Origin of the sequence: Donghicola eburneus (assembly GCF_900115865.1) — a bacterium.
GTDB classification, from domain to species: Bacteria; Pseudomonadota; Alphaproteobacteria; order Rhodobacterales; family Rhodobacteraceae; genus Donghicola; species Donghicola eburneus.
The window spans coordinates 117,455-138,287 of sequence record NZ_FOXY01000003.1 but is presented as its reverse complement, the minus strand read 5'-3'; the positions used below and the strand labels follow the sequence as shown (position 1 = coordinate 138,287).

The 20,833-nt window shown below is 59.1% G+C and carries 23 protein-coding genes; 8 read left to right on the top strand and 15 right to left on the bottom strand.

Going from position 1 to position 20,833, the window contains the following annotated elements; genetic code table 11:
* Positions 1 to 57 precede the first annotated feature (57 nt).
* On the top strand, positions 58 to 696 hold the full coding sequence (locus BM225_RS06005) for a response regulator transcription factor (protein WP_072708295.1): 639 nt from the start codon (positions 58 to 60) through the stop codon (positions 694 to 696).
* A 31-nt stretch (positions 697 to 727) separates the two neighbouring features.
* Here the strand turns inward: BM225_RS06005 and BM225_RS06000 are convergent, their stop codons facing one another.
* The 3 genes from BM225_RS06000 to flhA are packed head-to-tail and all read right to left on the bottom strand — an operon-like array spanning position 728 to position 4,619.
* Positions 728 to 1,438, bottom strand: a complete 711-nt coding sequence (locus BM225_RS06000) for a sigma-70 family RNA polymerase sigma factor (protein ID WP_072708297.1) — start codon at positions 1,436 to 1,438, stop codon at positions 728 to 730.
* Positions 1,435 to 2,484 (bottom strand): hypothetical protein, encoded by a 1,050-nt coding sequence (locus tag BM225_RS05995; protein ID WP_143095350.1) that lies wholly within the window; start codon positions 2,482 to 2,484, stop codon positions 1,435 to 1,437. Before BM225_RS05995 ends, BM225_RS06000 begins: the two co-directional genes overlap by 4 nt.
* Before the next feature lie 17 nt (positions 2,485 to 2,501).
* Positions 2,502 to 4,619: a flagellar biosynthesis protein FlhA gene (flhA, locus tag BM225_RS05990; RefSeq protein ID WP_092463994.1), complete on the bottom strand. Its 2,118-nt coding sequence runs from the start codon at positions 4,617 to 4,619 to the stop codon at positions 2,502 to 2,504.
* A 182-nt stretch (positions 4,620 to 4,801) separates the two neighbouring features.
* Here flhA and BM225_RS05985 point away from each other — a divergent pair, with 182 nt between their 5' ends.
* The 5 genes from BM225_RS05985 to BM225_RS05965 all read left to right on the top strand — a co-directional run bounded on the left by BM225_RS05985 (position 4,802) and on the right by BM225_RS05965 (position 7,935).
* On the top strand, positions 4,802 to 5,335 hold the full coding sequence (locus BM225_RS05985) for an LPP20 family lipoprotein (protein WP_072708301.1): 534 nt from the start codon (positions 4,802 to 4,804) through the stop codon (positions 5,333 to 5,335).
* A gap of 3 nt (positions 5,336 to 5,338) precedes the next feature.
* Positions 5,339 to 6,469, top strand: coding sequence for a hypothetical protein (locus BM225_RS05980; protein WP_072708303.1), 1,131 nt, complete (start codon positions 5,339 to 5,341; stop codon positions 6,467 to 6,469).
* Positions 6,466 to 7,173, top strand: coding sequence for a flagellar basal body P-ring formation chaperone FlgA (flgA, locus tag BM225_RS05975; RefSeq protein ID WP_083595746.1), 708 nt, complete (start codon positions 6,466 to 6,468; stop codon positions 7,171 to 7,173). Before BM225_RS05980 ends, flgA begins: the two co-directional genes overlap by 4 nt.
* Before the next feature lie 67 nt (positions 7,174 to 7,240).
* A complete protein-coding gene (gene flgM / locus BM225_RS05970) occupies positions 7,241 to 7,546 on the top strand; it encodes a flagellar biosynthesis anti-sigma factor FlgM (protein ID WP_072708305.1) in 306 nt (101 codons plus the stop codon).
* 38 nt (positions 7,547 to 7,584) lie between these two features.
* The gene (locus BM225_RS05965) at positions 7,585 to 7,935 is read left to right on the top strand and encodes a hypothetical protein (protein ID WP_072708307.1); all 351 of its coding nucleotides are present in this window, start codon (positions 7,585 to 7,587) and stop codon (positions 7,933 to 7,935) included.
* Here BM225_RS05965 and BM225_RS05960 read toward each other — a convergent pair whose 3' ends face one another.
* The gene (locus BM225_RS05960) at positions 7,936 to 8,562 is read right to left on the bottom strand and encodes an SEL1-like repeat protein (protein WP_143095349.1); all 627 of its coding nucleotides are present in this window, start codon (positions 8,560 to 8,562) and stop codon (positions 7,936 to 7,938) included.
* An 8-nt stretch (positions 8,563 to 8,570) separates the two neighbouring features.
* Positions 8,571 to 9,020 (bottom strand): hypothetical protein, encoded by a 450-nt coding sequence (locus tag BM225_RS05955; RefSeq protein WP_092463991.1) that lies wholly within the window; start codon positions 9,018 to 9,020, stop codon positions 8,571 to 8,573.
* Between the two features lie 164 nt (positions 9,021 to 9,184).
* On the opposite strand from BM225_RS05955, the gene BM225_RS05950 reads away from it, so the two are divergent.
* Both BM225_RS05950 and BM225_RS21780 read left to right on the top strand, forming a co-directional pair.
* Positions 9,185 to 9,694 carry a hypothetical protein gene (locus BM225_RS05950; RefSeq protein WP_072708311.1) on the top strand — a complete coding sequence of 170 codons (510 nt, stop codon included), beginning with the start codon at positions 9,185 to 9,187 and terminating at the stop codon, positions 9,692 to 9,694.
* Positions 9,695 to 9,745: 51 nt separating this feature from the next.
* Complete coding sequence (locus tag BM225_RS21780; RefSeq protein WP_177218575.1) at positions 9,746 to 9,907, top strand: hypothetical protein; 162 nt, start codon at positions 9,746 to 9,748, stop codon at positions 9,905 to 9,907.
* A 47-nt stretch (positions 9,908 to 9,954) separates the two neighbouring features.
* Here BM225_RS21780 and BM225_RS05945 read toward each other — a convergent pair whose 3' ends face one another.
* The 10 genes from BM225_RS05945 to BM225_RS05900 all read right to left on the bottom strand — a co-directional run bounded on the left by BM225_RS05945 (position 9,955) and on the right by BM225_RS05900 (position 20,807).
* The gene (locus BM225_RS05945; protein ID WP_072708313.1) at positions 9,955 to 10,170 is read right to left on the bottom strand and encodes a hypothetical protein; all 216 of its coding nucleotides are present in this window, start codon (positions 10,168 to 10,170) and stop codon (positions 9,955 to 9,957) included.
* Between the two features lie 3 nt (positions 10,171 to 10,173).
* Positions 10,174 to 10,500 carry a molybdenum cofactor biosynthesis protein MoaE gene (locus BM225_RS05940; protein ID WP_143095348.1) on the bottom strand — a complete coding sequence of 109 codons (327 nt, stop codon included), beginning with the start codon at positions 10,498 to 10,500 and terminating at the stop codon, positions 10,174 to 10,176.
* Complete coding sequence (locus tag BM225_RS05935; protein WP_072708317.1) at positions 10,497 to 10,895, bottom strand: flagellar export chaperone FliS; 399 nt, start codon at positions 10,893 to 10,895, stop codon at positions 10,497 to 10,499. The genes BM225_RS05940 and BM225_RS05935 overlap by 4 nt, the downstream gene beginning before the upstream one ends.
* Before the next feature lie 171 nt (positions 10,896 to 11,066).
* Positions 11,067 to 14,498, bottom strand: coding sequence for an Hpt domain-containing protein (locus tag BM225_RS05930; RefSeq protein ID WP_092463986.1), 3,432 nt, complete (start codon positions 14,496 to 14,498; stop codon positions 11,067 to 11,069).
* Positions 14,499 to 14,552: 54 nt separating this feature from the next.
* Entirely contained in the window at positions 14,553 to 14,960 is a 408-nt protein-coding gene (locus BM225_RS05925) for a response regulator (RefSeq protein ID WP_072708322.1), read from the bottom strand.
* Positions 14,961 to 15,029: 69 nt separating this feature from the next.
* On the bottom strand, positions 15,030 to 16,775 hold the full coding sequence (locus BM225_RS05920) for a methyl-accepting chemotaxis protein (protein ID WP_072708324.1): 1,746 nt from the start codon (positions 16,773 to 16,775) through the stop codon (positions 15,030 to 15,032).
* A 342-nt stretch (positions 16,776 to 17,117) separates the two neighbouring features.
* Complete coding sequence (locus BM225_RS05915; protein ID WP_072708326.1) at positions 17,118 to 17,648, bottom strand: chemotaxis protein CheW; 531 nt, start codon at positions 17,646 to 17,648, stop codon at positions 17,118 to 17,120.
* A 2-nt stretch (positions 17,649 to 17,650) separates the two neighbouring features.
* The gene (locus BM225_RS05910; protein ID WP_072708328.1) at positions 17,651 to 18,796 is read right to left on the bottom strand and encodes a protein-glutamate methylesterase/protein-glutamine glutaminase; all 1,146 of its coding nucleotides are present in this window, start codon (positions 18,794 to 18,796) and stop codon (positions 17,651 to 17,653) included.
* Complete coding sequence (locus BM225_RS05905; RefSeq protein ID WP_072708330.1) at positions 18,793 to 19,599, bottom strand: CheR family methyltransferase; 807 nt, start codon at positions 19,597 to 19,599, stop codon at positions 18,793 to 18,795. Before BM225_RS05905 ends, BM225_RS05910 begins: the two co-directional genes overlap by 4 nt.
* Positions 19,596 to 20,807, bottom strand: coding sequence for a chemotaxis protein CheA (locus tag BM225_RS05900; protein WP_072708332.1), 1,212 nt, complete (start codon positions 20,805 to 20,807; stop codon positions 19,596 to 19,598). The genes BM225_RS05905 and BM225_RS05900 overlap by 4 nt, the downstream gene beginning before the upstream one ends.
* Positions 20,808 to 20,833: the final 26 nt, after the last annotated feature.

Sequence of the window (20,833 nt, the reverse complement as noted above, 5' to 3'; positions counted from 1 at the left end):
TTTTGTTGTGCGTCGGTTATCATTTAGAACAACACTACAAACGTACGAGCGGGTAGAATGATTGCTGAGCAAGCATCCGAGAAGACTAAAGTCCTGATTGCAGACGACCACTCGATGGTCCTCGAGGTTCTCAGCCTATTCCTGGCCTCACAGCCCGATTTGGCAGTTGTTTCTGCGACAAATCTGGACGAAGCCCTTGATAAGCTAAAAGAAGAAGGCACGGTCGACGTGGTTCTTCTGGATTACAACATGCCTGGCATGAATGGTCTCGAGGGTCTGAAAAAGATGCTGGACAGCACCGCTGGCAAACCAGTTGGTATCATCACCGGCACGCCGACGCGGAAGTTGCTGGATGAGACTCTGGAAATGGGCGGCGCAGGCCTGATCCCCAAAACGATGCAGGCGCGCAGCTTGGCAAATGCCATCCGCTTTATCGCGTCGGGCGAGGTGTATACACCGCTCAGCCTCATGCACGAGGAACCGGCACAGGCTGCGAACCCTGACAGCCCGCTCAGCGACCGTGAAATGACCGTTCTGAATTTCCTTGGCGAAGGCAAACAGAACAAAGAGATCGCATACGAGCTCGACCTGTCCGAAGCGACGATCAAGATGCACGTTCGTTCGATCTGCACCAAGCTGTCTGCCAACAACCGCACCCATGCGGTGTTCATCGCGCGGAACTCTGGCCTGCTGTAATTTAAGTGGGGCGCTGTAGAAGCGCGCCCCGCTAGTTCACTTCGCCGATCAACCCACGGAGCCGCATGATCGCGGCTTTTTTGATTTGTGACACACGGCCTGTGGTCACACCAAGGATCGCCGCGACCTCGTAGACGTTCAGCTCCTCGACATAGTACAGGTGCAAGAGCAGCGCCTCGCGCTCTGGCAGCTTTTCCAGTGCATTGCGTAACAGCTGTTTGAGCTGCGACTGATGCGTCAGGTCTTCGGAGTTCTGGTTTCGATCTTCGAACAGCATAGACTGATCCGAGTATACCTCGTCCAGCGACTGCACGCGGTTTGCTTGGAACCGTGCTTGCCATTCCTCGTATTCCTCAATGGGAATTTCCAGTTTGGCCGCGACCTCTTCGGCCTCGGGCGTCCGCCCGAATTCGCCTTCGAGGGCCTGAATGGCTTTCTTGACCTCTTGCTGCATCGCAATTGTCTTGCGGCACAGGTTCGAATTTCGCCGCAGCAGATCGACGATTGATCCCCGAACACGGATCGCAGCATAGGCAGAGAAAGAGACCCCTTCGCGCACGCTGTAGCGCTGCGAGGCGTCGACGAGGCCGAGATACCCGGCCTGCATTAAGTCTTCGAGTTCTACGAACCGTCCGACTCGTCCCAAGAAATGCCAGGCCAATCGCTTGACCAGATGCATGTGATCTTTGACCAGTTTTTCGGGGCTCGGCGCCTGCTCGGCATAGGATTTTGGCGCAATCATTCCACACCTCCGGAACTTGAGGGCTTTTGTGCGTATAGGCTTTGGATGCCCGCAGGCAGGGTTTGGCTCAGGGCTGCGGATATCTGGTCGCGGTCAGCAGCTGTCAGCGCGCCCACCACGGATTTCATTGCGCTGATCCATGTCAGCGGCAGACCGGCATCGACCAGACCCGTAATGTCATCAGGGTCCAACTCTTCTCCGGGGTTGGTGGTCAAGGCGACCACAGGGTCCAGCGCGCGCCATTGGCTCGCACTGGTCAGGACAGCCTTGCGCCGCATCCCCAAAGGCAGCGTGAGAACTGCGACTGTGTCTTCTTGCGTCGCCATGGCGTCGATGACGTCCTCTGGCAGAGCGCTACGGCCCGACACGACCACGATGTGCAAATCGCAATCAGTCGGTGATTTCTTGAGCATATCGGCATTGGCGAAGTCCATCGGACAGCCCAAAAGCCGCGACTTGGACATCAGGTACGCACCATCCGCATGCGAGGCGCCGACGAAACTGACTTGGACGTCGCGGCCTGCTTGTGCCTGAGCTGCGGCAATTTGCAGAGACAGCAGGGACTTACCCGCGCCAACGCGGCCCACCAGCACCAAACGGCGTGCCCGCAGGACAGTAGCCGCAGGTGCGATCTGGGTGCGGCGCATCAGAGCAGCCACGCCATCTGTATCGGCGTTCGGGGCAGGAGTCGCCACGACCTTGGCTGTTTCACCGGGCACGGGGTTCATCCGCGACTTGAACAGTTTGGCGAACCCCGCTTTGGGCGCCTCTGCGCCAGAGGCCGTAGATACAGGCGACTTGGGCTGCTCGACCTGAGGCATCGGTACGATCTCCGCCGTGCTAGGAACCGCGGCCGGCGCTTCGGGGGCCGGCTGTGTGGCAATAGCGACGGCTTCTTTCGGTGGTACGGGGTCGGTGGTCGCCGTAATCTCGACCATCCCGTTCCGTTTAACCGTAGACAGGATCAGGGCATCGGGCCCCAGACGGGCGACGATCTCGTCCATCGCCTGTGCGCTATCTTCTGCTCGTACGACTGTTGTCGGCATCAGAGGGTCTCGTCACTTCAGTTCTGGGGGGCCTGACCGATTTGGCGATTTCCGCCCACGGTGGCCACGATTTCGATCTTGCGGTTGTCCGGCAGTTCATTCACCGCCAGCACAATGGCATCGCTGCCATGTCCACGCAGGAAGCCCGCAAAGGGTCTACGCAGCGCATTCGAGACGATCACCACGGGCTGCCGCCCCTGAGAGAGCATCTCTTCGTTTGCCTGGTTCAGCGCCTGCAGCATCTGCTGGGTCAGGCCCTGATCCACGATCAGCCCCGCCCCTTTCTGGTAGCTGCGAGTCAGCAGCTCTTCGAAGTCAGGCGACAGCGTGATCAAAGGCAGGTTTTGGTTCAGCGGCGCGATCTGTTGCAGCAAGAGCGGCGTCAGTGCGGGGCGCAGAGCCTCGGCCATGTCTTGGGGGTCTTGCAAACGGCTTGCCACATCGGCCAATCCTTCCAAGATTCTGCGCAAATCGCTGACAGGAATACGTTCGGACAGCAGATGACGCATGACAGAGGTGACGGTGTGCAGCGGCACGGGCTTGGGGACGACCGACTCGACCAGTGTGGGGCTGACCTCTGCCAGACGATCAAGCAGACCTTGGACATCGTCGGGGCCAATCAGGTTGGCCGCGTGCTGGTACAGCATCTGGCTCAGGTGGGTCGCAATGACAGAGTCGGGCTCGACCACCACATGATCGTCGGCTTCGGCCTCGGCGCGCTGATGGGGCATGATCCACGTCGCATCCATACCGAATGACGGATCTTTGACATCTACGCCCTTCAGTTTCTTGGTCGACATACCGCCCTGTAGGGCCAGAATACGGTCTGGGTAGACGGTATCCTCGGCCACAATCGCCTGACCAATGCGGATGCGATAGGTGTTCGAAGGCAGGTTCAGGTCGTCGCGGATACGCACGCCAGGCACCACGAAGCCCATGGATTTCGACACCTCGCGGCGAATGCCGGTAATGCGCGACAACAGCTCTCCGCCCGACGCGGTATCGATCATTCCGACCAGACCAAAGCCGATCTGGATTGAGATGGGTGCGTAGTCGGTGACCTCTTCTGCAGTAATGGTCCCGCTGTTTTGCGCCTCGCCTTCAGCGCCCGGAAGGGCGGGCAGATTGGCACCGCCAGATGCCTCGTCCTGTTTGGGATTGATCTCGTTTTGGCGAGAATACCAGTAGGCCGCACCCGCACCAGACGCCCCCAAGAGGAACAGGATATTGGGCATGCCAGGAACCATCCCCAGCAGGGCCATTACACCTGCAACGGGTAGCCATGCGCGGCTGATGTTGACCTGTTCGGTAATGTGCTCGGCCATGTCAGCCTCGCCCGAAACGCGCGTCACGATGATTGCAGTCGCGATCGAGAGAAGCAGCGACGGGATCTGAGCAACCAGACCGTCACCGATCGACAGCAGAACATAGGTCTCTGCCGCGGTTCCAGCCGACAATCCATATTGAGTGGTACCGATGATGATACCGCCCAAGATGTTGGCCGCGAGGATCATGATACCGGCAACGGCGTCACCTTTGACAAACTTCGATGCACCGTCCATGGCCCCGTAGAAATCAGCCTCTTCCGCGACCTCCTTGCGACGCGCGCGCGCATCTTCGGGGCTCATGATGCCAGCGTTCAGGTCGGCGTCGATTGCCATCTGCTTGCCTGGCATCGCGTCCAGAGTGAAGCGCGCCGAGACTTCGGACACGCGGCCCGCACCTTTGGTAATCACCACAAGGTTGATGATCATCAGGATGATAAAGACGACGATACCAACCGCAAAGTTACCGCCGATGACAAAGGCACCAAAGGCCTCGATCACCTTGCCCGCAGCGCCAGCGCCCGTGTGGCCGTCGGTCAGAACGATACGGGTCGAGGCCACGTTCAAGGCCAGTCGCAGGGTGGTCGCCATTAGCAAAAGGCTGGGGAAACTGCTGAAGTCCAGCGGCTTGTAGGTGTTGATCGCAACCATCAGCACGAGCAGCGACAGCAGGATGTTAAATACAAAGAAAACGTCGAGCAGGAATACCGGCAGCGGCAGGACCATCATGGCGATCATCGCCAGAATGCCTAAGGGCAGGAACATGCCGCCCATCTTCTCTGTCGCCGAAGGATTTGAAATGTCAGCCATGCTGGCGGTCTCTTTCGCAGTTGACGGTTTTTCGACGCTTTGCGCCGTTCGTCGGATAATCTGCAAAAGGCGTGCCAGTCGCCCCTATCCCATTGGTTTTAGGGAATAGCCGATCTGCGGGGCAGGATGGCACAGGGCTTGCAGACTCTCCGGCATCCACCGGCCCGCAACAGGAGAGCCTGATGCCCACGACCCCCTATTTCATGCGCCTTGCATGTGCCGCCAGCATCGGAATGGCGCTGGCAGGTTGCCAAATGCCCCATCGCGCCGTTCAGGATCTGCCCTCGGACCCTGACCCGCAGACCCGCGAACTGGCAGAACTGAAGGACGCGATTGACCAGAACACCCCCGCCATGATGGCCCGCGCCAAAAAGGCCGAAGAGATCGTGCCGCTCACCGGCATGGGCTTTTCGCAAGTGGCAGGCCAACCCGGCAAAACCACCAATGAAAAGCGCCTGATGGCCATTCGCGCTGCCCGCCTAGAGGCGATGCGCGATCTGACCGAACAGGTGCACGGTCTGCGTCTGGATTCGACCTCGACCGTGAACGACATGGTGCTGCGCAGCGACTACATTCGCGGCCTTGTCGACGGTGAAATCCGCGGCGCCCGCACGACCAGCATCAAGCCCAAGAGCAGCGACACTTTCGAAGTTGTCCTGACCCTCGACCCTGATGTTGTTCGTTACATCGTCAAAGCTGCTAAAACCGGGAACTAAGCCATGATCCCTTCGCCCCTCGCTCTGCTGATCCGTCTGGCCACCATTGCCACAGTTCTGCTGTCTCTTGCGCTGCCCGTATCGGCCGCGACCAAGAATGATCAGGCTGTCTGGATCGAGGCTTGGGGCCATGCAGCGCCCGCCCGCGGCGAAAGTCAGGACAGCGCCAAGCGCCGTGCCTTGATCGACGCGCTGGTGAATGCGGGCCTGCAAGGCGGCGCGACCATCCGCGGCTATACCTTTATGGACAAGAGCAACATCGTCGCCGACCGCGCGCTGATGCTGGCCAAGGGGCGTGTGATGCGCCACAAAATCCTGTCCTCGAATTTCGACGGCAATCTGTGGCAAGTTCGCGTACAAGCCTTGGTGGGCCCCGTGCCCGCAGGCTACTGCGGCAGCAAGCGGAGCCTCGTGATCAGCGCCCATGCGCCGACCTATCGCATGTCGCCCCACGTACCTGCCTTTACCCTGCCCATGGCGCAGGAAGTCTACAAAGACATGCTCTACACCATCGAGCGCAACCCCGCGACTAGGCTAGAGCGTGTGATGGCGAGCACCGGACGCGAGTCCAGCACCGTGCGCGCCAGCGGCATGGACTACAACAGCCTGACCCGTGGCACCGCGCCCTCTTCGGTACCTGGTGACCACGTGCTGCGCGTGACCTTCAACGGCGATGTCGCGCTGCAGAACGGAATGCAAACGGTTGTGCTGAACATCGACATCGACATGCGCGAGAGCAACGGCAACATCCGCACTCACCGCATCCAGCGCGCGGCGCCTGTGCCAAAGAATACCACCCTGCACGGTCTGACACTGCGCACCCGCACCACGACCGAAGCGCTTTTGCTGCGCGGCGTTGGTGACGAATTCAACCAAGTGCTCAGCGCCTTGGGATGTGAGCCACCAGCCGCACGCGTCGATTACGCAAGCAACACCCTGAGTGTGCCTGTCGGCGCCCGTCACGGGATCACACGCGGCGCGCTCGCCGTACTTGAAGACCCCAATGACAGCTTTGGTCTGCTCGAGATCACCAAATTGGAAAACAATCGTGCTGTTCTGCGCCCGCTCGACCCGACCCGCAGCGCCTCTAGCTTTGCCGGACGTCTGGTGTACTTCATGGAGGCTGGCCTGTGAAACTGCGCGCACTTCTTCTAGCTTTGATGCCGACGGTTGCGATGGCCTCCCCCTATGCGGATGGGATCAGCCCGACCGAAGTGACCGATCTGGTTAGTCAGGCGATGGTCGCTGCCGGTCAGAACGGGCAAATCCAAGTCAGCCAGATGCGCGGCTTTCCCGCCTGTTCAGATGCGCCAGCGGTGAGCCCCCGCAGCGGAGACTGGCGCACTGTCGAACTGCGCTGCGCCGCCCCCCGCAGTTGGAGCCGCTCTGTTCGGACCTCTGCATCGGCGGGCGCATTGCCCCAACGCACCACGCGCGCCGAACCCGCCGGTATTCCCGTGTTGACCCTGACCGAAAGTCTGGCTGCCGGAACGGTGATCGAACCTACACATTTGACTCTAAAACCTGTCCGAGATGGGTCGTTAGATGGCCTGATGACAGATCCAAACTCTGTGATTGGCCGCACTCTGACGGTCAATCTAGGCGAGGGTCGCCCTGTTCTGGCGCGTCATCTGGAACACAACTGGTTGGTTACCGAAGGGACACCCGTCGCAATTGTCTACAATGCTGCAGGAATGTTGATCTTAGCATCAGGAATTGCAGCCGAGAACGGCCAACGTGGCCAGATAATTGCAGTACGGAATGTAGGAAGCGACAGGCTCGTCAAAGCCATCGTAACCGAACGCAATAAAGTACGAGTGGCGGCTAAAATGAACTAGCCATCCGTCGTTGTACTGTCCGAGAGTATTTGTATGCCTGTTTCTGTCTAAACCCGAGGAGAACGTCATGGTAGACTCCATCAATCCGTCCCTCGCCCGCGCCCGAATTCAAAAGACGCAGGGTGATACGCCCGCCCAAAGCTCCAAAGGTGCCGAGGGTTCAACGAGCGTCAACGCGCCCGCTGCAACTGACAGCGTGTCGCTCAGTGCCGCTGTGGCCCAGATGCCTGCTGGCGTCGACGAAACGAGCCCGCCGTTCGACGTCGAAGCCGTGAAGCGCATCAAGGATGCCATTTCGCAGGGCAACTACCCTGTCGATCTGGACCGGATCACGGACAGCCTCTTCGAAGGCTACCGTGAGCTGATGCTCTAAGAACAAAAACTCGAAGCAATAAAACTGGAATCCCGAACGTGACCAGCGAACTGATCCTTTTGACCACCGCCGCAGCAGTTTCCACTCTTCTGGCGGGTGGTGCCTATGTCGCCCTGCGCCGTAAGCGTGCCCAGAAATCCGCGACCAAAGCCGAAAAGGCAGTCCTGGCCAACGTTGCCGAGGAACAGGCCAAGATCGGAGCAACGATCGAAGCAATTGCCACCGAGATCAAAGACATGCGCTCAGACATCCAGTGGCTGACCAGCGAACGCATGATTGATCAGGCCATCAACATGGCCCGTGAAGGGGAAAGCGGCTCCGAGATTGCGCGCCAGACCGGCATTTCAGCCGATGAACTGGTGGCAATGCAGGCTTTCCGCCGCCACTAATCAACTCTTGTTGCAGGTTGCCGGCAGCTTGTTTTCCGGCAACTTACCACACCATTCTGTAAACAACTGACGAGCGCGGGCCTGAATGGTCAGGCGCTCTTGTTTTGAGATCTCCTGGCTCACGCCTTCGCGGAAGAGCGCCGCATAAGGGGCCTCGAACGCAGCCGCGACCGTGAACCACAACAGGGCCTCTGCCTTTTGCGAGGGTTCGCTAACCTCGTTATAAACGCGGCCAAGAGCGGTGAGCGCTCCAAGGTCACCGCGCAGCGCCGTATCCGTCAAATCCTTGATCAGCCTCGCAGCTACGTCGGCGCGGCCTTCCTCGGTCAGGCGTTCACGCAGCAATTTGATCATGTCGATTGCCGCCTTCTCGCCCGAGAACCGCGATCGCCAAGCCCAGTAATAGGCATCTTGGTCATTCTGCGGAACGCCCTGCCCGATCGCGTAGAGCACGGCCAGATTGGCCTGTGCGGCACCATCGTTGTGATCGGCCAGGTCACGAAACAGAACTACCGCGCGGTCTAGGTCTCCCCCCTTGAAGGCCGCCATCGCTTCGTCGAACTGGTCCGCCGAAGCAGGCAGTGCCACTGCCAGAGCCAAGGCCGCTGCGCTGAGTGTTCTGGTCAAAGTTGCTTTCATCGTCCCGCCATCATCACGAGCTGTAGATACAAGAGCCGCCGCTTCCGGCCGCCAAGGCTGATCTGGTAGACCACAATCCGCGGGCGCTTTCCTGGCTCGGTCTCGACCTCGATCTCGACCGCGTCTGGCAGGTGCACATCATAAGTCGCCAGCATCCGCTTGGGGTCATCCATGAACGCCGATTGAAAAGGTTTGTCGATCCAGCCACGCGCTAGCGCGCGGCCCAGAATGTCAGGCAGGTGACGCTCAATCTCATCCAGCGTCATCAGGCGGGTGATCCGTTCGACCAGCACAAATTCTTCGGCAGGCAAGGTGCCCTGAGCTTCTGCCGCAGGGGGCGGCGTCCAGTCCGGATCCGCAGGCAACACCTCGGCCGTGGGCGTTCGTACGCCACGTCCAAACAAAAGCCTGAATGGGGCCAGCGCCCATTTCATAGCGAATGCCATCTACGTCCTCTCTTGCCCCGATGTGGGTCACGGGTGCAGTGCTCTTGTATTTATCTTTCGGTCATCTTCCGAAATTTTTTAGCCCTGCGTTAAAGTCTAACAGGTTTGGCACCTGCCTTGCACAACCTTTTGCAGATTTGAAAAGCCCAAGGAGGCACGCGCCTATGTCGGCCGAGCCGATTTCATCCAAAGCCAGCATCCTGCTCACCATCCTCCCCGCCATTGTTGTGGTCGGGGCCTTTGGGGGCGGTCTGTACTTTTCTCTGACAGCCAAACCCGATCTTCCCGAACCTGAAATTGTTGAGGAAGAGGTGTTGGAAGAAGAGACAGAGGACCTGCCGGATCGGACTTATATCGACATCATCAACCCGATCAAAGCGACCCTGCCCCAGCTTGGCGGGACCGTCCTGATCAACATAGGGCTCGCGATCCGCGAGGATGTCGGCAAAAAGGTCTACGATATGCTTAAGGATAATCCGGGCCCGCTTATGGCGCCCATGACGGACGCTGTTCAGGATCTGGTAGACCAGATGCCTCCGGACAGTGACTGGCAGGATTTGCGTGCTGAGCTGCCTGCGGTGATCCGCGACAAAATGAACGTCGAACTGACTTCTGAAGACCGCCCAAATCCGGTTTACGAGGTCCTGATCCTGAATTTCACCATAGGCGGCTAAATTGGCCCGCCTCTTGCAGGGTTTCTATCAAGAGACACAGGAGACCCTGCCATGAACATGATCTACGACCCCAAAACCGCACCCGCCACGCCCGCGCCTGTGATGATGGTGGAAACCGTTTTCTGCGATAAGAACGGTGCCCCTCGGAACCGCAAGCGTGTGTCGCTCACTTCGCTGGTCGAAGCGCTCAAGACACCTCTGCGGATCGGCTAACCCTCACACATCCGCGACAAGATCAAAGCCAGACCTGAGGATGTCCCTCAGCTCTGGCTTTTGTATTTTCTATATTTGACGATGAAGCTGATACTACCAACAACCATCATAGCGGTTGCAATCCAGCCCGCATCAGGCACCAAGCCAGCCAGACGGACCACGCCCTCGGGTCGCAGGCCGATCAGGATCACGATGGGTAGCGCACACATCATGAAAACGCGAATGCGCATGCAAGAACGGCAGGGTTTACCGAGCAATGCCATGGCTCAATCCTTGCGCTTGTAGGCCAGACGCAACCGGCGTGACTGGTCTATTTTATGTTTCAATTGTTTTTGCTGTAGCTTCACCGACGATATCGCAAGCTCGATTGCTTTGAGCGCATCTCTGACGGATTCCAGCTGCTCGACCAATGGGGCTTCGCCCTTTGGCACCGTGCCAACAACCGCCAGCGCCGCGCACCGCAGCTCGTGGTCCAGCCGCGCGACCTCGTCCAGAGCGCCCGCGTTTGCGGCCAACTCTAGGCGCTGCGCGATATCGGACAGTCGCTCGAGCGACTGGGCCGATGTCATATGCCGGACCAGATCACTGCTCACGACGGTTTACCCCCGACTTCGGGGCCAATCTGGCGCCATGCAGACATCACGTCCGAGATGCAATCGCGGGCCGCAACAATCTGTGCCTCGGGATCGCGGCGCATCAGTGCCAGGATCTGCTGGCGCGAATATTCGTACAGCTGGAACAGGCTTGTTGCGATGTCGCCGCCTTTTTCAAAGTCCAAAGAGGACTGCAGAATGTAGATCGCGGTTAGGGCGCGGCTGGTATGTTCGTCCGGCGCCTTCACTCCTTCGCCGAACGAGGTCGCCAAAACCGACAGGGACCGTTCGAGCTCTCGTAGGGTAACAAGGATAATCTCGTGCGGATTGTCGACCTCGGCCGCGTTCGCGGATTGGGCTTGGCGATAGCGCGATCGTGCTAGGGCAATGGACATTTTGATGCTCCTTCAGTTTCCCTGACGCTTCCATCGTCGTGTTAAATTCAACGACAATTCCTTTGCATCTTTTAGGCCAAATTGCCTGTTCTGGCCGAGTTAAGTGTTTGTCAAAAAATAAAAAAACCACGCCCCGAGGGGCGTGGCCAAAAAGAGTCCGATATCAAGCAGTTATGCCGAGGCAAAGCTGCTGACAGACAGAACCATGCCAACGTCACCGCCGGTCAGGATCGCAATTCCCGACAGATCGCGCATGCCAGACAGCACACCGCGCAGCGGACGAAGCAAGACCAACTGCTGCCCCAGCAGCTCGTCGACCGGGATTGCGCGACGGATGTCGCTATAGCGCACAATCACATAGAGGCCGTCTGGGCTGTCGCCGTTCTTGAATTTGCCGTTCGACAGGGGCTGGATCTTGATCAGGTCCCCGTCGTCCAACCGCAGCATCGCCATGTTACGAGCGGCAACGACAGGAACGACGTCTTTGCCCTGATGGATCCGCTGGATCGATTCAATCGGCAGCACGTAGCGCACATCCCCAACCCGAACGACCATGCCGTCCAGAACGATCATGTGCAGAGGCAAACTGAGGTGGAAACGCTGACCGCCCTTGGGAATGGACGTTGTTTTCAGCGCGCCGCCCTTGCTCTTCACGTCTTCGACCAGCTTTGCGAAATCAGCATTGCCTTCGATAAACGCGCCGTCGTCGCTCAGATCGACCACCACACGGTCGTCTTCGTTCGCCAGCGAAATGTGGAACTTGGCCGGTTTGGCGTCAGATTCCATACGCAGAGTCACCAGTGCCTTCAGGAAGTGGCGCAAATCGGTGATCATAGTCTGATCGAGCATCGCTTCGCCGCCCGCCGCCGACAAGCGCGCGCTTCCACCGTGCTTGCGCGCCATCGTTTCCACAAAGGACGCCAGCGGCTTGAGCAAGACGTTCGCAGGACGCGAACGCATCGCGACGCTTTCTTCCTGCAACTGCCCCAGCTGGCTGGCCAATTGCGTTTCCGCTTCGGCCAACTGCTGCAGACGACCCATGTGGTTGTCCATCACGTCCCGCAGGATGGTGCGGTGACGTGCATTCAACGGCGGAGCATCCGAATGCTGGATGCTCATCTCGATTTCCTGCATCAGGTCGGACATCGCCATCTGGCGAACCATTTCCTGAACCATCGCCTGACCAGAGCTAATCTCGCCAATGGTTTCCAACAGACGCAGCCCGTCACCGCCCGATCCCATCGCAACGTTAAAGTCGATCGGATCGTCGCTCGCTGCCTGTTGGGTTGCGCCCTCTTCTTCTTGGACTTCCAGACGCATGGTGCTGAACAACTTGGTCGACGAGGGGTCGATCTGGATCAGCGTTTCATGCAGGTGGTCATCCGGCAGCGTGGTCGCCACCAAGAAGTCAAACAGGGTGATGTCGTCTTGGAACACCGTCACGTTGGTGATCATGCGCGCTTGCTTGGACGACACCCAATCGAGAAACGCTTGCGCGATATCTTCGTCATCGTTCAAGTCGGCACGGATCACGTGGAAGTTCAGACCCGCTTCGATCGCCGACTGCGCCTTCTTTACGCTGTCTGGCGACAGAACGCGGTGGAACTCTTTGGGCAGGCCCAGACGCTGCTCGATGCTCTTGGCCGTCACCATGCCCGAGGCAAGGAAGCAGACGGTCGATGCTTCTTCGAACAGCTTTTCGATCTTACTCGTATCAGGGTTGTCCCCCTGATCCAGCGCGTCGAAAACCAGCTCCATCGTATCTACAAAGCCGCGGGCGATCTGGATCAGGATGACGTCCGGCTTGACCCCGTCCACGCGAACACGTGCGAACAAGTCGATCAGCGCCATGGTCAGCTGAGCCGCTGTCTCCATGCGGAAGTAGTTACAGGCGTGGAACGCACGGCGCATCAGCCCGTCGAAGCCGACAAACCAAGTCTCGCCTTGGCCGTTGTTTTCCTCGAGCCCTGTGCGCAGTTCAGTCAGGGTATCAAAGATGTTGTCTGCACCCCAGATGCGCAGCAACTTGGTCGGGGTCAGCAGATCTTCGGGCACCGCGCCTTGGGGCAGGACCGCCTCAACAGCAGCCAGTTCTTCGTAGAACTGAAGTTCGGCAGCGCGGAAGCTGGTTGCCGTGGTCGCCATTGCGATTAGTTCCGCAGCGCGGGTCACACGGACATAGCCCTGCTCTTCGACCATTTTGATGATCGATTGGCTCAGCTCGTCCAGTTCTTTGCCGGTAGGCTTGTTCGCCCCGCCAAAGCGCATGCCGGTTTCCGAAACACGCTTGAACATGTCCGACAGGTCGCTCAGCACCTTGGTGGTAGAGTCCTTGTCGGTTGCCGCCGCCGCTGCGGGCGCAACTGGTGCCGGAGCGGGTGCTGCAGGTGCCGGAGCCGCTGCTGGCGCAGGGATAGGCTCGGGTGCAGGAGCAGGCTCTGCAGGTGCCTCTGCCGCCGGGGCAGGCTCTGCGGGCGCGGGGGCCGCTGCGGGTGCGTCATCCTCGACATCGTCGCCGCCGATGCCCAGATCACGCTTGCGCAGTTGCTTGATCCGCTTGATCACCTGAGTGAGCACGTCCGTCGCGCTGCCCTCGCCAGCCTTCAGCTTGTCGATCTCGGCAACCCAATCATCCAGACCCAGCTGCTTTGCAGCATAGGCCAGACCGTCACCCTTTTTGATGGTGTCGGCGGGCATGTCGCCAGGCGCATCTGCAAGCGATTTCTCGAAATGCTCGAGCGTTTCGGCGACCATGTCGCTGTAGATCTTGTGATAAACCTTGTCCTCGAGCAAGCGCTTGGCCGCTTCGGAGGGCGACGCGTCATCGGCCGCAGCCTCTTCTGCCGGCGCTTCCTCAGCCGGGGCAGGTTCGGGCGCAGCTTCGACCACAGGCTCTGGCTCGGGGGCCGGTTCGGGCTCTGCCGGAGCTGCCGCTGCTTCGGGCTCTTCGTCCTCTGCAGGGGCGTCGGAACCGTCCTCCATCTCGCCGAACAGATCGTCGTCATCGCCGTAGTTCGTGGGCGCGTCACCCAAATCGTCCAGCGCAGCGAACATCGATGCCATCGGATCATCCGCTGCGGGTGCAGCAGGCGCAGCCGGAGCTTCTGCCTCGACTTCAGCCGGAGCAGGATCCTCTTCGTCAGTGGCAGCCTCGGTGGCTGCGTCTTCGGTGGAGGCCGCAGCCTCTTCCTCACCGCCTTCGCCAGAATACTTGGCTACCATGCGCTTCAGATCCTCATGCAGTTTTTCCGAAGGGCCGGGGTCAACGTCTGCGCGGGTGGCAGCTGTTTCGTCCAGCATGCCGCGGAGGGTGTCCCCCGTCAGCATCAAAATATCCAAAATCTCGGCATTCAGCGGCACACCCTGATCGCGGACCAGACCAATCAGGTCTTCGCCAACGTGGGCACGGCTCTCGACGGTCGCCAGACCCAGAACACGGGAGTTCCCCTTGAAGGTATGCACAGCGCGGAACAGAGCACCGATGTGATCCTTGGGGTCACCCTCGCCGTCCTGCAACGACTCGAGCGCCTCTTCCATAGCATCAAGGGCCTGCGCACCATCGTCTGCGTAGAGTTCCCAGATTTCGTCCATTTCGTCGTTCATGGTCTACTTCCTTGATGCAACGAGATTCATGGAAAGAGCGAGCGGGGCGGCCAGTTAGGCCGCTTCGACCAGCGAACGCATCACGCGGCGCAGTTCGTCGCCAACACGTTCTTCGAGGTCGTGAGACACGGTGCCCGAGGGTTTGGTCACAACACCATCAGCACCCAGTTCGCGAGCTTTGGCCGCCAGAGGAGAGCCGGACACGGTCACCGAGGACAGCATGCAAATCTTGGCTCGGGTCTTGAGCTTGGCGTGGCGCAGGAACTCGAGGCCGTCCATGACGGGCATTTCGATGTCCAAGAGGATCAGATCTAGATCTTCGTGGTCCGACAGCTTGTCCAGCGCGTCCTGACCGTTGGCCGCCTGAGCAACCATTTTGAAATCAGGGAGGGTCTTGAGGAAGCTGGAGATGTACAGGCGCATCATCGCCGCGTCATCTACGATCATTACTTTGTATGGCATGTGAGGTTCTCCAAAAATCGACGATTGGGGGAGAGCGCCGAGCCGGTCTTGGCTCGGCACAGTGTCAGTTTAGAAATTTCCGAAGCCACGCTCGTCGCGGTCTGCGTTCGATGCACCACCCGCACCGGCCATAGCCATGTTGCCACCCATCATCTTGGTGATCTGGGCCATCATTTCCGGCGAAAGGTTGCTGAGGTCAGGCATACCGCCCATGGTTTTCTGAGTTTCACGCAGCTTGAAGCGACCGATCTCGTTACGCATCTGTGTGGTGGCAGAGGTCATCTGAGAGCTGGTCGATGCCAGTTCCTCGGCCTGCTGGCTGGTGGCCAGTGCGGCTTTGGCGATCTCGCCGATTGCGTCGTTGATCTGCGCCACACCGCGGGACTGTTCGCCCGACGCTTGGTCGATCTCGGAAACGATGTCGCGGACTTTCTGGATGTCGCCTGCGATTTGGCTGAACGCTTCGCTGGTTTCGCTTGCGATCCGCACACCAGAGGTCACACGGTTTGCCGAGCTCTCGATCAGATCAGAGGTTTCGCGTGCAGCTTTGGCCGAGCGACCAGCCAGGTTGCGAACTTCCTGAGCTACCACCGCGAAGCCGCGGCCATGCTGTCCGGCGCGGGCCGCTTCAACAGCAGCGTTCAGCGCAAGCAGGTTGGTCTGGAAGGCGATCTCGTCGATGACCTTGATGATCTTGGCAATGTCCTGCGAAGAGGTATTGATACCTTCCATCGCTTCGACCATCTGCGTGATCTTCTGGTTGCCCACCTCGGCGACTTGTGCAGCTGCCTGCACCAGCTTCGACGCTTCTTGGGCGTTCGAGGCGTTGGCGCGGACCTGTGCGTCGGTTTCTTCGACCGATGCCGACACTTCGTCCACCGACGACGATGCGATCTGGCTATTGGTGGCCAGCTTCTGCGAGGCGTCGTTCATCTGGCTCGACGTCCCCGCGATCTGTTCGATCTGGTTCGAGAACATGCTGAACACATTGTCCAGATTGTTGAAGGCACGCTCGAAGCTGCGAACGATACGACCGTATTCGCCATTGAACTTCGACGGGTCCACGACGATGTCGAGGTTACCTGCTACAATTGCATCCGACATTCTCTCGATTTCGTCGGTCAGCGAACGGAAGGTCGCGCGCTGAAGCTCGACAGTCTCGTGCAGGAAGGCCTTCTTGCGAGGCTGCTTGGGATATTCGATGTCAAAGTCGCCCTTGCTGAACGCATCAAACACTTTCATGACTGTGGTCTTGGTGTTGATGTGCGCGCGCACCATTTCGTTGACCATCATCGCCGCATCGCGGAACTTGGTCACTGGGTTGGTCGAGCCATCCATGAATACATCAATGTCACCAGCGTCGTGTGCCATCGCCATGTTGTTCATCTCAGCGATGAACTGGCGGATGCCTTCTTCGTTAGCCACGTCTTTGGTCACGTCCTGAAACTCGACCATGTAGTAATCTTCGCCGCCCTCATTGTGCTTCGAGATTGTAGCGTCGATCGCAGACCCAGGCACACGGATCGGAACTTCCATGGCGCCATTCATCGAACGCATGGCGCCGCGCTGCTTTTCAGGAACCGCGTGGAAAATATCGATGTTCGCGCCAACCAAACCAGCGGCCGAGAAGGCAGGTACAGCGGTCTTTAGCTTTGCTTCGTGCGCAACCATCAATTCGCCGCAAGCGCCGTTGGCGTAGCGAATGATCATGTCGCCATCCACCAAGGCAACAGCTGTACGAAGCTGAGCAAGCACTCCGGACTCAGCTACTTTCTGCCAACCGGCTGTGGAGGTGTCTTTCTGACTGGCGTTCATTTCTTCGGTCCTTTGTGGAACTTCCGCCTCTTGGGGAGCGGGTACTGGTTCAATGGGGGTGGCGCTGAGGCCGGGTTCTGTCGATTTCGCCGCGGATTGAGTGGTCTTTGGCGACGTTCTGCGCGTCGGGGATTTGCGAACTGGTTTGTTGCCTTCGGTCATTCTTCCGTTCTCCTCCTTCCGAGCGTCTCAGACTGCTTGGGCCTCAGGGGGTTCCGCCCGCGGCTCGCATACGCAAACAGAGGGACGGTCCGGGCCTCTCTTGGGGCCGTCGCCCGTCGGAGCCGCTGTCGCAGCGCCTCGACGATCCGGCTTGCGTATGTGGACTCGCGGGCCATCAGATCAGGACTTCGCGAGCTTGGGTGCGATGACGTCCATGTCGGACACCAGCAGCGGCACATCCAGCAGGATGACGACGCGCTCATCGACACGGCCCAGGCCGCTCACGACGCTGCGGCCGTCGCCGGACCCAAAGCTGTTCGCGCTGTCGATATTGCCATCGGGGATATCGATCACTTCGCGCACGCGGTCCACGATCAGGCCCATAGGCGCATCGTTAACCTCGAGAACGATGACAACCGTACGGTCGTCATAGGGGCGCTCGTTCATGCCAAAACGCAGACGGACATCCATCAGCGGAATGACCTTGCCGCGCAGGTTGATCACGCCCTTGATGTAATCGGGCACATCGGGCACGACCATGATGCGCTGCATGCCGACGATCTCGGTCACCATGCCGATCGACATGCCGTAGTCTTCTTCGCCGACGGCAAAGGTCAGGTACATGCTGTCGATGCTTTCCGCTTCGACAACCCCTTCGTCCACTGCCATCCGTGCTTCGTTCACGGCGTCTGTTGCAACTTGTGCAGTCATCTTCAGATTCCTTTCCTGAGAGGCCTGGAAAAAATATTCTCTTCGGGTAGCGGAGGCGGTGCGATCCCGATCGAGGACATCATCACCCCAGCCATGTTATTCAGCGAAACCAGAGACTCGGCCGAACCTGCTTCCCAGGCTGCGGCGGGCATTCCCCACACAACACTACTGGCCTCGTCCTGCGCGAATGTCCGACCACCCACACGGCGGATCATCCCAAGGCTTTGTGCCCCATCGCGACCCATGCCCGTCAGCAACGCACCGGTCACATTGGGCGCCGCGTAGTTGGCAACCGAAGCAAACATCACGTCCACAGAGGGGCGCGAGTAACACACAGGCTCACCCTCGTTCAGGACCACGCACAGCCCATTCGGGCTTGGTCTCACGACCATGTGGCGTTCCCCTCCGGGGGCCAGAAGGACGAGTCCCTGGCGCAGCATATCTCCGTGCTGTGCCTCGCGGACTTCGACCTGACACATATCGTTCAAACGACGCGCAAACGCATTCGTAAAGCCCTCGGGCATATGTTGTACGACGACAGTTGGCGGCGCATCAGCAGGCAGCAGTGCCAAAAGCGTGCCAAGTGCCTGAACGCCCCCGGTCGAGGCACCGATTGCAAACACCCACCGCGCATTCTGCGAGGGGTTTGAAGAATACGCATTCGCAGGCGCCGTCGGACGGTTTGCCGTGGACATGGTGTGGCGCTGCGCAGGTTTAGGGTCGCCCACGCTCTGGATATGGGCGTGGCGCGCCGCCTTCAGGCTGACGCGGATCTGGCTGGTGATCCCCGCAATATCCTGTCCAGCCACCATCTGAGGCTTGGGCAGCACATCCACAGCACCGGCCTGCAACGCTTCGATGGTGGCGCGTGCACCATTCGAGGTCTGCGAAGACACGATGACCGTGGGGATCGGATCCTTGGAGATCTCTTCCTTGAGAAAGGTCAGTCCGTCCATCTGCGGCATCTCGATATCCAACGAGATCACATCAGGACGACGGATGCCGATAAACTGGCGCGCCTGCTCTGCGTTTGCAGCAGTGCCGACCAATTCGAATTCAGGGTCACTCTTGATGCCTTGGGCCAGAAACCGGCGGAACAGCGCGGAATCGTCGATGATCAAGACTCGGATAGGACGCTCAGTGATCATGCCGGCCTCCGATAGATGCCTGCACAAACAGGTTCCCAACGGGATCCCAGATCGCGAATGGACTCTGTGACAGAGGTGATCAACCAGCCACCAGGCTCGGTCGCGTCGTAGATTGCTTCGAGCGTTCCGATCTGATCCTCGCGGTCGAAATAATAGAGGATATTGCGGCAGAACACGACTTGGAACGGATGAATGAACGGATAGGGCCGCGCCTTCAGGTTCATGCGGCGGAAGGTGCAGCTTTCCCGCAATTCGGGACGGATCTGGAACTGATCCATGCCCGTCGGCTCGAAGTAGCGGCGCAGGATCATTGGATCGGTGTGCGCGAACTGGCGCTGCGGGAACACGCCCATCTCTGCGCGCTGCACGACGGGTTCACTGATGTCAGTACCCAGAATGCGCAGGCGCTTGAGCGCGCCCATACCAAGCGCCTCGGCGATCATAATCGCAACGGTATACGCCTCGTCACCGGTCGACGCGGCGGCGCTCCAGACGCGCATTTCGGGGCGCTCTGCAATGATCGGGATAATCATGCTCTTGAAGTTGTCCAGAACCTCTGGCTCGCGGAAGAAATAGGTATGGTTGGTCGAGGCCGCGCTCATGACAGCCAGTTCGACATCTTGGGGTGGGTTGTTCAGCAGGTCCCGCGCCAAGCCATTCAGATCCGAATATTCGAACCGGCGCGTCACACGCGCCAGACGCTGCCGCAACAGGTCTTGCTTGTTCTCGGCAAAATTGATGCCGCAGCGATGCGACAGCCAACTTCTGATTTGCTCATATCCGGTTTGATCGACTGCGGTCATCGCTCTTCCCCGGATGCAAGGCGCTCACAATCGAGCACAATTGCGACTTCACCCGATGCCAAAAGAGCGCAGCCCCAGCTCGCACGGACTTTGGCCAGTGACCCGACCAGCGGCTTCATAACGACTTGCTGGCGATCCAAGACCTCGTCTACGGGGACAGCAATCGTGCCGCGGGCGGTGTTGAAGACAATGCAGACCATGTCATTCAGCGGTGACATCTTATCGACGTTCTTGCCGTAAAACTTCTCGAGCCGCAGGACAGGGATGAAATTGCCACGCAGCTTCAGCATCTCGGTGCCCTTGCTGGCGGACACACCAACCAGATCGGACATGCCGGGTTTGACGATTTCAGCCACGTCATCGACAGGCACGGTGAACAACTGGTGCCCCAGTCGCAGCAGAATGCTGTCGAGAAAGGCCAAGGAAACCGGAATGTGCAGCGACACGGTGGTGCCGTTGTTCTCTTCGGAGTCCACAGCGATGCGGCCGCGCAAGTCGGACATCGTGGTGTTCAGAACATCCATGCCCACGCCACGCCCTGACAGGGTCGAGACTTTTTCTGCGGTCGAGAAGCCTGGCTCAAAAATGACTTTCCACAGACGCTCGGGCTCGGGCTCTTCGGTTTCGCCGAAAAATCCGCGTTTACGAGCGATCTTGAGGATTTTTTCACGGTTCAGGCCGCGACCATCGTCGATCACCTGAATGCGCACTTCGCTACCGACTTGCTGCGCAGCCAGACGGATCATGCCCTTTTTGGATTTCCCATTGGCCACACGCTCGTCCGGCGGCTCAAGACCGTGGTCGGCAGAGTTCCGGACAACGTGGAGCAGTGGGTCATAGAGTTTATCCGCAACCAGCTTGTCGATTGCAGTCTCGGCGCCAACGATATCAAGGTCGATAATCTTGCCGGTTTCGCGCTCGAGCTCGCGGATCATGCGCTTCAGACGGCGAAAGACCTCGCCAACAGGAACCAGACGCAGTTCGGTTGCGGCGTCCTGCACTTCGCGTACGATCATGGATAGACGGTGGGCGGCAGCATCGAACCCGACAAGGTCAAGCCCCGCGAGATCAGGTGAATTTACAGTCTCGGACACGCTCAGCGACAGCTCGCCAACGAGATCCATAAGACGACCGATCTTGTCCGACGAAACGCGCAGAAGCGCGCCGCCGCTGGACTTGTCTGCTGTAGGCTCAGGATTTGCGCTCATCGCGCCTCTCTCACTTCGCTTTGGTT

Coding starts and splice junctions, on each gene's coding strand:
- BM225_RS05995 (WP_143095350.1), bottom strand. CDS start 2,484: ATGCCGACAACAGTCGTACGAGCAGAAGATAGCGCACAGGCGATGGAC.
- BM225_RS05910 (WP_072708328.1), bottom strand. CDS start 18,796: ATGATCACTGAGCGTCCTATCCGAGTCTTGATCATCGACGATTCCGCG.
- BM225_RS05980 (WP_072708303.1), top strand. CDS start 5,339: ATGATCCCTTCGCCCCTCGCTCTGCTGATCCGTCTGGCCACCATTGCC.
- flgM (WP_072708305.1), top strand. CDS start 7,241: ATGGTAGACTCCATCAATCCGTCCCTCGCCCGCGCCCGAATTCAAAAG.
- BM225_RS05915 (WP_072708326.1), bottom strand. CDS start 17,648: ATGACTGCACAAGTTGCAACAGACGCCGTGAACGAAGCACGGATGGCA.
- BM225_RS06000 (WP_072708297.1), bottom strand. CDS start 1,438: ATGATTGCGCCAAAATCCTATGCCGAGCAGGCGCCGAGCCCCGAAAAA.
- BM225_RS05945 (WP_072708313.1), bottom strand. CDS start 10,170: ATGGCATTGCTCGGTAAACCCTGCCGTTCTTGCATGCGCATTCGCGTT.
- BM225_RS21780 (WP_177218575.1), top strand. CDS start 9,746: ATGAACATGATCTACGACCCCAAAACCGCACCCGCCACGCCCGCGCCT.
- BM225_RS05900 (WP_072708332.1), bottom strand. CDS start 20,807: ATGAGCGCAAATCCTGAGCCTACAGCAGACAAGTCCAGCGGCGGCGCG.
- BM225_RS05930 (WP_092463986.1), bottom strand. CDS start 14,498: ATGAACGACGAAATGGACGAAATCTGGGAACTCTACGCAGACGATGGT.
- BM225_RS05920 (WP_072708324.1), bottom strand. CDS start 16,775: ATGAACGCCAGTCAGAAAGACACCTCCACAGCCGGTTGGCAGAAAGTA.
- BM225_RS05925 (WP_072708322.1), bottom strand. CDS start 14,960: ATGCCATACAAAGTAATGATCGTAGATGACGCGGCGATGATGCGCCTG.
- BM225_RS05935 (WP_072708317.1), bottom strand. CDS start 10,895: ATGTCCATTGCCCTAGCACGATCGCGCTATCGCCAAGCCCAATCCGCG.
- flhA (WP_092463994.1), bottom strand. CDS start 4,619: ATGGCTGACATTTCAAATCCTTCGGCGACAGAGAAGATGGGCGGCATG.
- BM225_RS05955 (WP_092463991.1), bottom strand. CDS start 9,020: ATGGCATTCGCTATGAAATGGGCGCTGGCCCCATTCAGGCTTTTGTTT.
- BM225_RS06005 (WP_072708295.1), top strand. CDS start 58: ATGATTGCTGAGCAAGCATCCGAGAAGACTAAAGTCCTGATTGCAGAC.
- BM225_RS05950 (WP_072708311.1), top strand. CDS start 9,185: ATGTCGGCCGAGCCGATTTCATCCAAAGCCAGCATCCTGCTCACCATC.
- BM225_RS05905 (WP_072708330.1), bottom strand. CDS start 19,599: ATGACCGCAGTCGATCAAACCGGATATGAGCAAATCAGAAGTTGGCTG.
- BM225_RS05985 (WP_072708301.1), top strand. CDS start 4,802: ATGCCCACGACCCCCTATTTCATGCGCCTTGCATGTGCCGCCAGCATC.